This window comes from Arthrobacter sp. TJ-236, from assembly GCF_058269235.1.
On sequence record NZ_JBZCNI010000004.1, the window covers coordinates 91,682 to 104,967 of the forward strand.

Annotated in this window: 15 protein-coding genes; 10 read left to right on the forward strand and 5 right to left on the reverse strand. The window is 69.8% G+C overall.

The genetic code is table 11. From position 1 onward, the window contains the following. The first annotated feature begins 155 nt into the window (after positions 1–155). Positions 156–278: a hypothetical protein gene (locus tag AC4D16_RS15060; protein WP_490950022.1), complete on the forward strand. Its 123-nt coding sequence runs from the start codon at positions 156–158 to the stop codon at positions 276–278. Positions 279–353: 75 nt separating this feature from the next. Beyond that, positions 354–1,022: a hypothetical protein gene (locus AC4D16_RS15065; protein ID WP_490950023.1), complete on the forward strand. Its 669-nt coding sequence runs from the start codon at positions 354–356 to the stop codon at positions 1,020–1,022. Positions 1,023–1,029: 7 nt separating this feature from the next. On the opposite strand, the gene AC4D16_RS15070 is transcribed toward AC4D16_RS15065, so the two are convergent. The 3 genes from AC4D16_RS15070 to AC4D16_RS15080 are packed head-to-tail and all read right to left on the reverse strand — an operon-like array spanning position 1,030 to position 2,605. Beyond that, on the reverse strand, positions 1,030–1,755 hold the full coding sequence (locus AC4D16_RS15070; RefSeq protein WP_490955570.1) for a GntR family transcriptional regulator: 726 nt from the start codon (positions 1,753–1,755) through the stop codon (positions 1,030–1,032). Positions 1,756–1,757: 2 nt separating this feature from the next. Continuing rightward, complete coding sequence (locus tag AC4D16_RS15075; RefSeq protein WP_490955571.1) at positions 1,758–2,252, reverse strand: PTS sugar transporter subunit IIA; 495 nt, start codon at positions 2,250–2,252, stop codon at positions 1,758–1,760. Next, complete coding sequence (locus AC4D16_RS15080; RefSeq protein WP_490950136.1) at positions 2,249–2,605, reverse strand: PTS sugar transporter subunit IIB; 357 nt, start codon at positions 2,603–2,605, stop codon at positions 2,249–2,251. Before AC4D16_RS15080 ends, AC4D16_RS15075 begins: the two co-directional genes overlap by 4 nt. 137 nt (positions 2,606–2,742) lie before the next feature. Here AC4D16_RS15080 and AC4D16_RS15085 point away from each other — a divergent pair, with 137 nt between their 5' ends. Genes AC4D16_RS15085 through AC4D16_RS15095 form a run of 3 tightly spaced genes read left to right on the forward strand, consistent with a single transcriptional unit; the run spans position 2,743 to position 5,741 of the window. After that, positions 2,743–4,011: a PTS transporter subunit EIIC gene (locus AC4D16_RS15085; RefSeq protein WP_490955572.1), complete on the forward strand. Its 1,269-nt coding sequence runs from the start codon at positions 2,743–2,745 to the stop codon at positions 4,009–4,011. A gap of 27 nt (positions 4,012–4,038) precedes the next feature. Continuing rightward, positions 4,039–4,815 carry a glucosamine-6-phosphate deaminase gene (gene nagB, locus AC4D16_RS15090; protein WP_490950027.1) on the forward strand — a complete coding sequence of 259 codons (777 nt, stop codon included), beginning with the start codon at positions 4,039–4,041 and terminating at the stop codon, positions 4,813–4,815. Beyond that, positions 4,812–5,741, forward strand: a complete 930-nt coding sequence (locus tag AC4D16_RS15095) for a PP2C family serine/threonine-protein phosphatase (RefSeq protein ID WP_490955573.1) — start codon at positions 4,812–4,814, stop codon at positions 5,739–5,741. The genes nagB and AC4D16_RS15095 overlap by 4 nt, the downstream gene beginning before the upstream one ends. A 494-nt stretch (positions 5,742–6,235) precedes the next feature. On the opposite strand, the gene AC4D16_RS15100 is transcribed toward AC4D16_RS15095, so the two are convergent. Both AC4D16_RS15100 and AC4D16_RS15105 read right to left on the reverse strand, forming a co-directional pair. Continuing rightward, positions 6,236–6,829, reverse strand: coding sequence for an LURP-one-related family protein (locus AC4D16_RS15100; protein WP_490955574.1), 594 nt, complete (start codon positions 6,827–6,829; stop codon positions 6,236–6,238). A 53-nt stretch (positions 6,830–6,882) separates the two neighbouring features. Further along, positions 6,883–7,482 carry a GNAT family N-acetyltransferase gene (locus AC4D16_RS15105; RefSeq protein ID WP_490950030.1) on the reverse strand — a complete coding sequence of 200 codons (600 nt, stop codon included), beginning with the start codon at positions 7,480–7,482 and terminating at the stop codon, positions 6,883–6,885. Between the two features lie 63 nt (positions 7,483–7,545). Here AC4D16_RS15105 and AC4D16_RS15110 point away from each other — a divergent pair, with 63 nt between their 5' ends. The 5 genes from AC4D16_RS15110 (at position 7,546) to AC4D16_RS15130 (ending at position 13,263) form a co-directional block, all read left to right on the forward strand. Further along, positions 7,546–8,391 (forward strand): metallophosphoesterase family protein, encoded by an 846-nt coding sequence (locus AC4D16_RS15110; protein ID WP_490950031.1) that lies wholly within the window; start codon positions 7,546–7,548, stop codon positions 8,389–8,391. Positions 8,392–8,703: 312 nt separating this feature from the next. After that, positions 8,704–9,540 carry an alpha/beta fold hydrolase gene (locus tag AC4D16_RS15115; RefSeq protein ID WP_490950032.1) on the forward strand — a complete coding sequence of 279 codons (837 nt, stop codon included), beginning with the start codon at positions 8,704–8,706 and terminating at the stop codon, positions 9,538–9,540. Beyond that, on the forward strand, positions 9,537–11,420 hold the full coding sequence (locus tag AC4D16_RS15120) for a sensor domain-containing protein (protein ID WP_490950033.1): 1,884 nt from the start codon (positions 9,537–9,539) through the stop codon (positions 11,418–11,420). Before AC4D16_RS15115 ends, AC4D16_RS15120 begins: the two co-directional genes overlap by 4 nt. A 139-nt stretch (positions 11,421–11,559) precedes the next feature. Next, positions 11,560–12,297 carry an ANTAR domain-containing protein gene (locus AC4D16_RS15125; RefSeq protein ID WP_490950034.1) on the forward strand — a complete coding sequence of 246 codons (738 nt, stop codon included), beginning with the start codon at positions 11,560–11,562 and terminating at the stop codon, positions 12,295–12,297. A gap of 306 nt (positions 12,298–12,603) precedes the next feature. Then, a complete protein-coding gene (locus AC4D16_RS15130; RefSeq protein WP_490950035.1) occupies positions 12,604–13,263 on the forward strand; it encodes an ANTAR domain-containing protein in 660 nt (219 codons plus the stop codon). The last annotated feature ends 23 nt before the right edge of the window (positions 13,264–13,286 follow it).

Sequence of the window (13,286 nt, forward strand, 5' to 3'; positions counted from 1 at the left end):
CGCCGGGTCGGAGGTGGCGGTCGAACTCGAGGTCTTCGCCACGACGGCGCGTCGGCGGGGCGGCGTTTCGCCCGTCGACACGCCCTCGCCGGCGGCAAAGACCCCGGAACCGGGCGACGACCCGCCGCCGGCTCGGCCGTCACACCGCCGGCGCCGTGGTCGTGATCGGTGCCATCCTGCTGCTCGTCCTCGGTTTCTCCACGCTGTTCCAGACGTGTCAGGAGCTCGGCAACGGGGTGCACGAGGTCAATGGCGTCACCTACACCTGTAATTTCTGACCGGTGCACATCACGGTTCGGCGTTGATTCGCCGCGGGTCGTCGCGGGATGGCGCGCCGCGCCCGATCATGGAGCATGACGCGGCTCGCACGGTGGCCCATCGCGGCACTCGCCCTTTTCCTCACCGCCTGCGCGGCCCCCGGCACTGCCGGCGGCCCTGCGCCGTCACCCGCGGGGAACGACGTCGTGCCCGCCGATAGCGGCGGAACCGCGTCGCCGGGTGGCGCCGCCACGGGCTCGCCCGCCGCGGCCGGCGACGTCACCGGCCAGGGAACGGTGCTGCAGGTCGGGGATGCGCCACCGCAGCTCTGCCTCGGCGGCGTCGCGGAATCCTACCCGCCGCAGTGCGGGGGCCCCGAGATCGTGGGCTGGGACTGGGACCTGGTGCAGCAGTGGGAGCGGGCCTCGGGCGTGACGTGGGGGGCCTATGCGGTCACGGGTACCTGGGACGGCACGGTGTTCACGAGCACGGCGGAGCCCGTGCCGCTCTCCCTCTACGACGCCCTGCCGTTCGAGGATCCTCTGGAGGGTCGCCAGGGGAGAACGGACCCCTCCGAGCTGGATCGGATCCAGCGGGAGATCTTCGAGGCGGAGAACGCCGACCTGCCACTCACCGGCGGTGTGGACCGCGGTTTCGTGAGCCTCCTGGTGTTCTACGACGACGGCAGCATCCAGGCGCGCATGGACGCGACCTACGGGCCCGACGTCGTGGTGGTCCGATCGGCGCTGCGGCCTGCCGCCTGACGCGCGATCACTCCGCCCCGAGGTGCATCGTCACCTGGTACCTGTCGGAGCGGTAAGCGGAGATGCAGTACTCGATAGCCGTGCCGGGCTGGTCCACACCGCTGAAGGACCTCCGGTGGAAGAGCAGTACCGGCGCCCCGGGCTCGATCCCGAGGAGCGTGGCGATCCGGGTGGGAGCAGCAGCCGCCTCGACGGTCTGGATCACGCGGTGCACCGGGTAGCCACTGGCCGCGAGCACCTTGTACAGCGAGCCGGTCAGATCCTCCGAGAGCAGGTCGGGGAGCGGTGCGGGCGGCAGCCAGGACTGGTCGACGCTGACCGGCATCCCGTTCGCGAGCCGCAGGCGGTCGACGAGCAACGCAGGCGAACCCTCGGGGAGTTGCAGGTGCTGGGCTGCTTCCGGTGGGGGTTCGGCCGTCGCCGCGGTGATGACGCGGGTGCTCGGCTTGAACCCCGCCGCCCGCATGTCCTCGTTGAAGGATGCCAGGTGCAGCACCGAGCTGACCTTGCCGTGTGACACGAAGGTGCCCTTGCCCTTGATCCGCACGAGGGCGCCGTCCTGCACCAGGTCGGCGATGGCCCGTCGCACGGTGATGCGGGAGACACCGAATTTGTCCTCCAGTTGCCGCTCGCCGAGCAGGGCATCGCCGGGCCGCAGCCCGGTTGCCACCAGTTCCTGGATCTGGCGGCGCACCCAGACGTGCTTGAGCTCGCCGGTCGCCTCCGTCTCCACGGTCAGCCGCTCACGACGGCGGCCGGGAGGGTGAACAGCGTGGCGGCGGCCGTCACCGAGGTTCCCGCGGCGCTGGTCAGCACCGTGCCCGGTTTCGTGTCGAGGACGACGACGGGACAGCAGGGATCGAGGTTCTTCGACCTGATGAAGGGGACATCGACGCTCACCATCGGGTCACCGGCCTCGACGGTGTCGCCCTTGGCGGCGTGCACCGTGAAGCCCTCTCCCTTGAGGTGCACGGTGTCGATGCCGATGTGCACCAGGACGGCAGGGCCGGTGGGGTGCTGCACGATGAACGCGTGCGGCATGACCTTCACCACGCGGCCGTCCAGCGGTGCGACGGCGGTCAGGACTCCCGCACCGGCGTGCGGCACGACGGCGACGCCGTCACCCACCATCCCGGAGGAGAACACGGGGTCCGGGACGTCGGCGAGCGCGATCACGCTCCCCGCGAGGGGGGAGAGGACCGCGAGGTCCCCGGCAACCCCTCCGCTCACATCAGGTCCTGGATGTCCTCGGCGAGATTCTCGGCCTCCGGGCCGACGACCACCTGCACCACGGTGCCGGCGACCATGACGCCGTGCGCCCCGGCGGCCTTGAGCGCGGCCTGGTCCACGATGGAGGCATCCACCACCTCGGTCCGTAGGCGCGTGATGCATCCCTCGATCTCCTCGACGTTCGCCGCTCCTCCGAGCGCGGCGAGGATGATCTCTGCTTTCGACATGTCTGCTCCTTGTGGTCCGGCCGGTCGTGGCTCATCGGCGGGGCACTCTCCCCGTCCACTTGTTGACAGATCCGCGCCCGAGCCTTCAGAGTGATCACACTCACTGGTTATAACCAGCTGGAGCAGACTCTACTGATCCGACCGCGGCATCACAAGCAGGCGGTAGGCACCACCCGAAGCATCCCCACGCCGTCGCCGGCACCACACCACTCGCACATCGTCCCGGCCGGCCCACCAGACCCCGCACCGAATCGAGGACCACGATGACCACGGACCAGACACCGAAGCCCGGAGGCTCCGGCGCATCCTCCGCGCCCGCCACCGCATCGAAGAAGGGTGAGGGCAAGGCCCTCCAGAACCTCCAGCGGTTCGGGCGCAGCCTCATGCTGCCCATCGCCGCCCTGCCCGCAGCGGCACTCCTCCTCCGCCTCGGCCAGGACGATCTCCTCGGCAGCTTCGAATCGCTGACCACCGTGGCCGCTGTCATCGGCGCCGCGGGCAACGCCCTGTTCGCCAACCTCCCGCTGCTCTTCGCCGTCGGCATCGCGTTCGGCTTCGCACGGAAGGGCGACGGCTCCACGGCGCTCGCCGCGGTGGTCGGCTATCTCGTGATGACCGGGGTCTTCGAGGCCATGGCTCCCGTGGTCCTCGGTGCAGCGCCCGAGGGGGAGGACCCGCCCGTCATCAACTACGGCGTCCTCGCCGGCATCATCATGGGTCTCACCACCGCACTGCTCTGGCAGCGCTACCACCGCATCAAGCTGCCGGACTGGCTCGGCTTCTTCGGCGGGCGCCGCTTCGTGCCCATCATCACGTCCTTCGCCGCCATCGTCATCGGGGTCGCCCTCGCGCTGGTCTACCCGATCTTCAACAACGGCCTCACAGCGGTCGGAGATGCCGTCTCCGAGAACACGGTCGCGGGCAGCGGCGTCTACGGGTTCCTCAACCGCATGCTGATCCCGCTGGGGCTCCACCACATCCTGAACACCTTCGTCTGGTTCACCCTCGGCGAGTACAACGGCAAGACGGGCGATCTCTCCCGGTTCTTCGAGGGCGATCCCACCGCCGGCGTCTTCATGACCGGCTTCTTCCCCATCATGATGTTCGCCCTGCCCGCTGCTGCCCTCGCCATCTGGCAGGAAGCCCGGCCGGCCCAGAAGAAGCTCGTGGGCGGCATCATGCTCTCCACCGGCCTCACCGCGTTCCTCACGGGCATCACGGAGCCCCTCGAGTTCTCCTTCATGTTCGTCGCCTGGCCGCTGTACATCATCCACGCGATCCTCACCGGTACGTCGATGGCGCTCGTCAACGCCCTCGACATCCACCACGGGTTCGGGTTCTCAGCCGGCGCCATCGACTACCTGCTCAACTTCGGCATCGCGGAGAAACCGCTGTGGCTCATCCCGATCGGGCTCGGCTATGCCGCCGTCTACTACGTGCTGTTCCGCTTCGTCATCCGGCGCTGGAACCTGAAGACGCTCGGGCGTGAGGACGAGGGCGCTCCCTCCCTCGCGACACCGGACGCCAGTTAGCCGCCGAACGCACCGGAAGGGGAAGCTGTGCAGATCATCCTCTGCGACTCCGCGGAGCAGGTGGGAGTCCGCGCGGCGGACATCATCGAGGGGTACCTGCGGAGGGGGCCGGCCGTCCTCGGCCTCGCCACCGGCGGCTCGCCGGCATCCACCTACGCCGAACTGATCCGGCGGCATCGGGAGGACGGCCTGAGTTTCGCCGGTGCGCGCGCCTTCACGCTCGACGAATACGCAGGTCTCCCCGCGAGCCATCCGCAGTCCTACCACTCGACCATCCGCCGCGAGTTCGTCGATCACGTCGACCTCCCGTCACAGGGGCTGTCGACACCGCGGGGCGATGCCGCCGATCTCGTGACCGAGGCAGCACGGTACGACGCGATGATCAGCGAAGCCGGGGGGATCACCGTCCAGATCCTCGGCATCGGGACGAACGGGCACATCGGGTTCAACGAGCCGACGTCGTCGCTCAGCTCCCGGACGCGCGTCAAGACGCTGAGCGGCGCCACCCGCACCGCGAACGCGAGGTTCTTCGACCAGGACGGCGAGGACGTGCCGAAGCTCTGCCTGACGCAGGGCCTCGGCACGATCGGGGAGTCGCGCCACGCCGTCCTCGTAGCGCTGGGCAGCGCGAAGGCGGCCGCGGTGAGGTCGATGGTCGAGGGTCCGGTCAGTGCCTTCTGCCCCGCCTCGGTGCTGCAGCTGCACCCGCGGGCCACCGTGATCCTCGATCAGGAGGCGGCCACCGAGCTGACCCTGCTCGACTACTACCGCGACGCCCAGACCTTGAACGACGCCCTGCCGTGATCGGTGACGGCCGGGCGTGGGGCAGGACACAGGTGCTCTCGATCCCGGGCGCCGAGGTCAACGAGGACGCCGTCGTGGTGACGCCGCGGTCGCTCGTGATGATCGACGGCGCGACGGGCCTCAGGGCCGGCCGCATGGCGGCGTGGTCGAGCGATGCGCAGTGGTTCGCGCACTCGCTCGCGGCGCTGCTCGCCCAGCGCCTGGACGCCGACGTCCCGGTCGTCGAGGTCCTCCGGACCTGCCTCGAGGTACTGCGGCGTGAGTACGTCGCATCGGGAGCGGAGGATGCCGGGGAGGATGATGCCGGCCTCGGTCCATCGGCGTCCGTCCTCATCATGCGGGTCGACGGGCCGGTGCTGGAGGTGTACTCGCTCGGCGACTGCCTGGCGCTCGTGGGGTCGAGGGACGGCGCCGTGGAGGTGATCCGCGACGGTGCCGTCGCCCAGCTGGACGCGGCGGTCATCGCCCGGCTCGTGGCCGTGCGTGGCGAGCTGCCGCTGGCGGGAGCGAAGCCGCTCGTCAAGGATCTGCTCGTGCGCAACCGGCTCCGGCGCAACAGGCCCGGCGGGTACTGGATCGCCGACCTGGGCGCGGAGGGGACCTCCCACGCGCTGACGCGACGATTCCCGCTCCCGGACGTCCGGGACGTCGCGGTCATGACGGATGGCTACGCAGCGGTGCTCGACGTCGTCGGCCTGGTGGCCACGCCGCAGGAACTCCTCGCGAGGCTCCGGCGCGAGGGGCCGCAGCCCCTGGCCGACGACCTCCGCCGCGTGCTCGGCGGCGATCCCGAGTGCAGGGCGTACCCGCGACTCAAGCTGATGGATGACGCGTCCGTCATCACGGCCGACGTCGGTGGATTCCCCGACCGATCGGATGATCCCGGGCCATTCCTCCCGCAGGGCCAGGACCCGGTCGCGGAATAGCCGCCGTCGAAAATAATCCCCCGACGGCGTACGCACAGTGCCAGTATGGGAACAGCGAGCCTGCCGGCGTTGAGCCGGACGTTCCGCCAGTCATGAAGCCGGCTGTCAGAGCTGATGTGTCGCCGACCGCCGCGCGGTCCTCGATCGAGGCTTCCCGGCCGAAGGGTATTCGCTGATGCAGGGCCTGCGCACCCACGACGCGATGATGCACGCCGGGTTGGCCTTCGCCACGGTATGGACCCACGTGCTCAACATGGGCGGAGCCGTCGGGGAACTCGAACTCGACGCCTACCTCCACGGTCTGATGCCACTTCCCCTCGGTGATCGCGACTGCGTGGCGCAGGCCGTCAACGAACTGCTCGATGACCGCGAGAGGGCAGGGACCCCCTGCTGCTGCCGGGCGCCGTACAACGCGGTCGGCGCTGCCCATGCGGGCGGCATCGGTGGCGAGCCCTGCTCCGGTCATCATGACGGCACACGACCGGCCGGACGGGTCAGCGGGATTGCAGAGCGTCCAGTGCTACGGCCATGGCGGCCGCAACCCGTGCGTCGAGCCTGGCGCCCGGAAGCGTGACCAGGTAGCGGTCCCTGAGCGAGCGCCCGCGCTCCGAGGACATGATCGTCTGCCCGGCCTGGTCCATGAAGTCGAAGTGGAAGAGGAACGGGGACGGGATGGCCTCGAGGACGGGCAGCATCTCCCACACGCGCCGGCCGATCGCCACACCGGCGCTCCGCTCGCTACCCCTCGCCTGGACGCCCGCGGCCTCGAGGTGCCACGTGGACCGCAGCAGTGAGGCGCCGAAGTCCTTCCGGAAGTACCCGATCTGCTGGCCGGAGGCGTCGGTGACGTCGTAGCCGGCGCCGAGGTCGAGGCGTTGGCGGGCCTTGAAGGCGAAGAGCACCTCCGCGCGTGACTCGTCGCGGTAGAAGGTCACCTGCTCCTTGAACGCCGCGCGCTTCTGCTGCGCGAACGCGAGCAGATCGCCGGGCCGGCCGGCGGCATCGGCCGACCTCACCTCATAGCGGTTCACCATCATGGTGATCTTCTGTGCCACCGTGAAGCGCTCCACGCCGTGTGCCAGTTCCATACCGACGGTCCTCCCCGCTCGACGAACGCCCTGCCGGGCTCCCTCCGCCGAGCCTACCGAGGATCGTGCGCGAGCATGCCCATCAGAAGGACGTCGTGCCATTCGCCGTCCCAGAACAGGGCCTCACGGCTCCGCCCCTCCTCGGTGAAGCCGCACTTCTCGTACACCCGCCGCGCGCGCGGGTTGAAGGCGAAGACCTCGAGCGAGATCCGGTGGAGCCCCACGTCGTCGAACGCGTGCGCGACGACGGCGCGCAGCGCCTCCGTGCCGTAGCCGCGGCCGAACACCTCCGGGCCGATGAGGCTCATCCGCAGGCCGACCGAGCGGTTGTCGGTGTCGAGGTCGTTGAGCACGATCTCCCCGATGAACGCGCCAGCGTGCAGGATGGCCCAGTCCGCGCGGTCGTGGGCGTCCGCACGGGACGCCAACCACGCGATGATCTGTTCCCGGGTGAAGGAGGCGTGCGTGCCGGTGAGGCGGCGGGACTCGGGGTCCTGGAGGCCGCGCCAGAGCCCCTCGAGGTGGTCCGGTCCCAGCGGCTCGAGGACCAGCCTCCGGGTATGGAGCGTCCGTTGCTCGCGGAACGGACCGGCCGGGACGGGACCGGGCGGGATGGCCTCTGATGAAGAGGGGTTCGGCGGGGGCGGCTGCACGAGGCCCGACTATGCCCTACGTGACCGGGGCCGGCAACGGTGGGGAGCCGATAGCCTGAGGTCATGGAACGCGTCGCCGTCATCTCGGACCTGCACGGCAACGCGACAGCCTTCGAGGCGGTGCTCGAGGACATCCGGCGCCGCGGCATCGACACCGTCTACAACCTGGGCGACGTGGCGGGGAAGGGCCCGCGGGGTTCCGAATGCGTGCGCCTCAGCCGGCTCCACTGCGCCGTCACCGTTCGCGGCAACTGGGACGACTTCCTGCCCACCGAGACACCCGAACGGCGCGACGACGCCGGCTGGTGGTGGCACAACGAACTGACCCGCGAGGACCGTGAGTGGCTGCAGTCGCTCCCGCTGAGCCACGACATCGTGCTCGGCGGCCGGCGCATCCGCCTCTTCCACGCGTCCTCGAGGAGCGTCTACCACCGTGTGCACGCCCACCACACCGACGAGGACTTCGAGGAGATGTTCCTCGCCACCGATCTCACGGGGCACGGGCCCACGCCCGACGTCGTCTGTTACGGCGATATCCACGACGCCTTCGTGGAGACGATCCTCGGGCGGACCCTCATCAACGTGGGCAGCGTGGGGAACCCGCTCGACGAGCCCCGGGCCTCCTACGTGGTGCTCGAGGCCGAGCCGGCCGGCAGCGCTCACGGCAGTGCTCACGGCGTTGCTCGGAGCGGGGGGTACGGCACGTTCGGCATCCAGTTCGTGCGCGTGCCGTTCGACGTCGAGGCGGAGATCGGCGTCGCCGCGGGGCTCGGCATGCCAGCCCTCGAGGCGTACGCCGTCGAACTGCGGACGGCGGTGTACCGCGGGAAGCATGCGGAGCTGGGTCTCGTCGGTGGGACCGGCGCCGCGGGCGACGGCGAAGCAGTCGCGACGGGGCCGGCTGCTTGACCCCGTCGCACTGCCCCACATCCGTGCAAGCACAGTCGTGTAGTCAACGTCCGTCCACGGACACGTCCGGAGCCAGTTGCTGCATCCCCTCAGTGTGTGCCGCGCTCCTCAAGCCACTGCGTGAGCCTCGTCAAGATCACATCAGGTCGACGCAGCGCGTTCCGGCGCGGACGACGGCGTCCGCGGGCTCGGCTGCGGCAATGCTGTGGCGATCCTGACCCGCCCGCGCGTGTTCGTACCGGTTGTGGTGGTTACAGTGGGAGCCGCCGGCGCCGGGTGGGCGCGGGTCTGACGGCCGGCGGAAGAGGGATCATGGACGAGCACGAGCTGCGGGCGCGCAACAACATCACCGAGTTCGGGCCCGAGGGGGCCCCCGTTCTCCTCTTCGTCCACGGCTTCGGCACGGATCAGGGGATGTACCACCGCATCCTGCCGCGGTTCACGGACCACTACCGCGTGGTGCTCTTCGATCATGTCGGCTCCGGGCAGTCGGACCCGTCCGCGTACGACGCCGCGCGGTACGCCGGCATCGAGAGGTACCGTGACGATCTGCTCGAGATCCTCACCGTGCTCGATCTGCGTGAGGTCACCGTGGTGGGTCACAGCGTGGGTGCGATGATGGCGATCTCCGCGGCGGCGCTCGACAGTTCACGGATCGCCTCGGTGGTCCTCATGGCGGCGTCCCCCAGTTACGTGGACCGCGTGGAGGACGGGTACGACGGCGGATTCTCCCGCGAGGACCTCGACGAACTGTTCGCCTCTCTCGATGCCAACTATCTCGTCTGGGCGGCACGCATGGCCCCCGTCTTCATGGGTACGCCCCACCAGCCCGCGCTCGGCGCGGAACTCCAGGACAAGTTCCAGCGCACCAACCCGCAGACAGCCCGTGAGTTCGCCCGCGTGGCCTTCCTGTCCGACGTCCGTCACCTCCTCGCCGAGGTGCCGGTGCCGGCGCTGATCCTGCAGTGCAAGGACGACGTCGTCGCGCCCGTGCACATCGGCGCCTACATGGCCGCGCGCCTGAGGTACCCCACCCTCGTGAACATGGCCGCGCGCGGCCACTTCCCCCAGGTGAGCGCGCCCGACGAGACGGCGGACGCCGTGCTCGCGTTCCTGGCGGAGGTCGCCGTGCCACGGGTGGCGGGGTGACGACCGCCGCCGCAGGCCCGGATCCGGGCTCCGCCGCCGTGCTCGCGGCAGGTCGGGAGGGGGCGCACACGGGCCCGGACTACGAGGAACTGTTCCGGGCGGCCCCGGCCGGCTACGTGGTGGCGTCGACGGACGGCACCATCGCCGTCGTCAACGACCTGCTGTGCGCGTGGACGGGCCGCACCAGGGACGAGCTCGTGGGCACGAGCTTCTTCCGCCTCTTCCCCGCCGGCGACCGCATCATGTTCGTGACGCACGCCCTGCCGCAGCTCGACGACACCGGCGTGATGACGGAGCTGTCCGCGGACTTCCTCGGCCAGGACCGCGCGCGGATCCCCGTGCTGATCTCCGCCACGAGGACCACCGCGGCGGACGGTTCGCGGCAGGACCGCTTCGTCGTGTTCCGCGCGGCGGAGCGCCGCCTCTACGAGCAGGAGCTCGCTGAAGCCCTGCACAGTCTGCAGGAGGCGGAGAGTGCCCGGCAGGAACTGCTCGACGAGGCGCGGCAGCAGGCCATGCACGACACCCTGACCGGTCTGGCGAACCGGACGCTGCTGGAGCGTGCCACGCAGGACGCCCTGATCGCGGCGGCCGCGATGGCCGCGACCGTGGGGCTCCTCTTCTTCGACGTCAACAGGTTCAAGCGCATCAATGACAGCCTCGGTCACTCGGCGGGCGATGAAGTGCTCCGGCACGTGGCGCTGTGCCTGCGCGCCGCAGTACGCGAGGCGGACATGGTGGCCCGCTACAGCGGCGACGAGTTCGTCATCCTCGTTCCGCGCATCAACGCGGAGTCGGATCTCGCGGCCATCGAGGACAGGGTCCGGGCGGAACTGCTCGCGCCCATCGCCATCGGGGGGCGGAACGTGTCGGTGGACGTCGCCGTCGGCTGGTCCACGGTGGCCCCGACCGCGGAGTCCGTGCAGACCGTGGACGTCCTCGCGCGCGAACTGATCGACGTGGCGGACGCCGCGATGTACGAATCGAAGGCGCGCACGCGCGGACAACCACTGCGGCGCGAGCAGAGCCCGGACCGGCTGCGGCTGGAGACCGACCTCCGCGGCGCCGCTGCGCGCGGGGAGCTCGTGATGAACTACCAGCCGCAGTTCGACGGCGCCACGCTCGCCCTCGTGGCCGTGGAGGCACTCGTGCGCTGGCAGCACCCCGACCTCGGCCTGCTCCCGCCGGGCGCGTTCATCGGCATCGCCGAGGAATCAGACCTGATCGAGGAGGTGGGCGAGTACGCGCTCGTGGCCGCGTGCACGTTCGGTGCGCTCGTGCACGGGCTCGGGTACCCGCTCGAGATCTCCGTGAACGTGTCCGGCAGCCAGCTGCTCAACCCGGCGTTCGGCGGCCTCGTGGCCGAGACGCTGCTCGCCACGGGGCTCCCGGGAACGGCCCTGACCCTCGAGATCACGGAGTCGCGCATCATCTCGACGTCCGTGATCGACGATGGCGTGCTGCATCATCTGCGGGATCTCGGCGTCGGTGTGTCCGTGGACGACTTCGGCACCGGCTACTCCTCCCTCGCCCACCTCCACCGCCTGCCGGTCACGGAGGTCAAGATCGACCGCTCGTTCGTCGCCGCCATCACCGACGAGGACTCCACGGGCCTGATCGCCGGCATCATCGGCCTCGGCCGGGGCATGAAGCTCCGGATCGTCGCCGAGGGCATCGAGACCCCCGCGCAGCTGCAGGTGCTCCGCGCCCTCGGGTGCGATCGTGTGCAGGGATATCTGCTCGGGCGGCCGGCCCTGCAGGAGGCCCTCGCCGACCACCTGCCCGTGGGTCGTCCCGCGCTGCAGCCTCTGCTGTCGTCGTCGGTCCCGGCGGCTGCGGTGCGCCGCCGAGCGCGTCCGCGCCCGGCCGTCGCGGTGTGAGTCAAGGATTCCCTGCCCGGGTACGGGAAGGCGTTCCGATTGGGTAGCATTCTCTAGGTCGTTTAGCAGCAGGCGGCACATCTCCTCCCTCCCGGCAGCATCGCGCGTGGTCGTAAGGGTGTTCGTAAAGGGTTATCTGTTGCTCGATCATGACAACGGCAAGGTCTCGGCGAATCCGGGCCTCCTCCAGGACCTCGTCCTCGACAGCGACGACGTCGAGGCGTTCCTGACGAAACTGGTCACCATGGCGGGGCGTACGTTGTCAGCGGAGGACGACGAAGTGCTCTGCGGGGTGACGCTCCTGCGGGAGCGCTCGAAGGCGACGGTGGCGAGCAACGGGCCCGAGGCGCAGAAGATGGACGAGATCCAGTACGAGTTCAACGACGGCCCGTGCCTGCGCGCGGCCCGTGGCGGTGATGTGGACTACGTCAGCGACTTCGACAGCGAGACGCGCTTCCCCGGCTACGCGGAGGCCATCTCGCAGCACGGCATCAAGTCGGCGCTCGGCGTCCCCATCCCGCTCGAGGGCAATGCCACGGCGGCACTGAACTTCTACTCGCCCCTCACGGACGCCTTCAGCGAGGAGGCCATTGCCGCGGCGCAGCGTTTCGCCGAGGAGGTGTCGGCGTCGCTCCGTCTCGCCATCCGCATCGCGGAGCTGACCGATTCGACGGCGCACATGCGCGCGGCCATGGAGAGCCGTACCACCATCGATCTCGCGGTGGGTGTGATCATGGCGCAGAACAGGTGCTCGCAGGACGCCGCCATGGAGATCCTGAAGGCGGCCTCGAGCTCGCGCAACATCAAGGTGCGGGACATCGCCGCCTCCGTGCTCGAATCGCTCAACCAGGGGCCGGTGCGCACCCACTTCGACTGAGCATCCGTTCGGCGTCGTGCCGTCGCCATGACGTCCGCCGGGGCCGCGCCCGCCGTCCGGCCGTTTGGCAAGGACGGCGCACTGCTGCCGGCGCCGGTTGACCACCCGTGGGAGGCACGTGGTCGAGTGGACAGGATCACCTCTTCGGTCAAGGAGCGGCTGAGGGGGTGATCCCGGGTGGCGCACGGTGCGACATCCGTTCGCGGAGTCCGTTCGGGCCGCGAGTTTGACGGCGATTGCTAGGGTACGTCGCGAAGGGTGTTGAGGAACCAGCACCCCTCAGCCCTGACGATCGGTTGATGAACCATGCCCTCACGCGGCGCCGACATGACCCCCGAAGGCGCAGAGCCCTCGGGCTTCGAGGGCTGCCTCACCGGAACGTACAGCCACGTGTTCGGGAGCGACGTCCTCGTCTGGTCTGACGAGATGTACGAGATCCACGGCTACGGGCGCGGCGAGGTGGTCCCCACCCTGGCGATGGGCACCAGCCACATCGTGCCGGAGCAACGCGCGATCGCGGAGGGTTTCTGGGCGCAGCTCACCACGGTGGGCGGTCCGGTGTCCGCATACCTCACCATCCGTGACTCCGCCGGCGCCGTGCGCCAGGTACTCACCACCGCCGACCTACTGCTCGACGACGACGGCGTGCACGCCATCGGTATCCAGGGTCTCGTCGTCGACCTCACGCGTTCCATCCACGCGGACTCGCACCGGCTCGCCAACGAGGCCGTGGCGGCGTCCGCCCTGAAGCGCAGCATCATCGAGCAGGCGAAGGGCGTGCTGGTCTGCCTCACGGGCGTCACGGCGGCCGAGGCGTACGAGCTCATGAACCACCGCAGCCAGCACGTGAACCGCAAGGTCTCGGCGATCGCCCAGGACATCATGGACGCCGGGGCTCGCGCAGGGGCTCGCGCCGGTGGTGACACGCCCCGGGAGGATGCACAGGCCTTCCTCGAGAGCCTCTGACCCGGAAAAGCCCACCCGCGGGA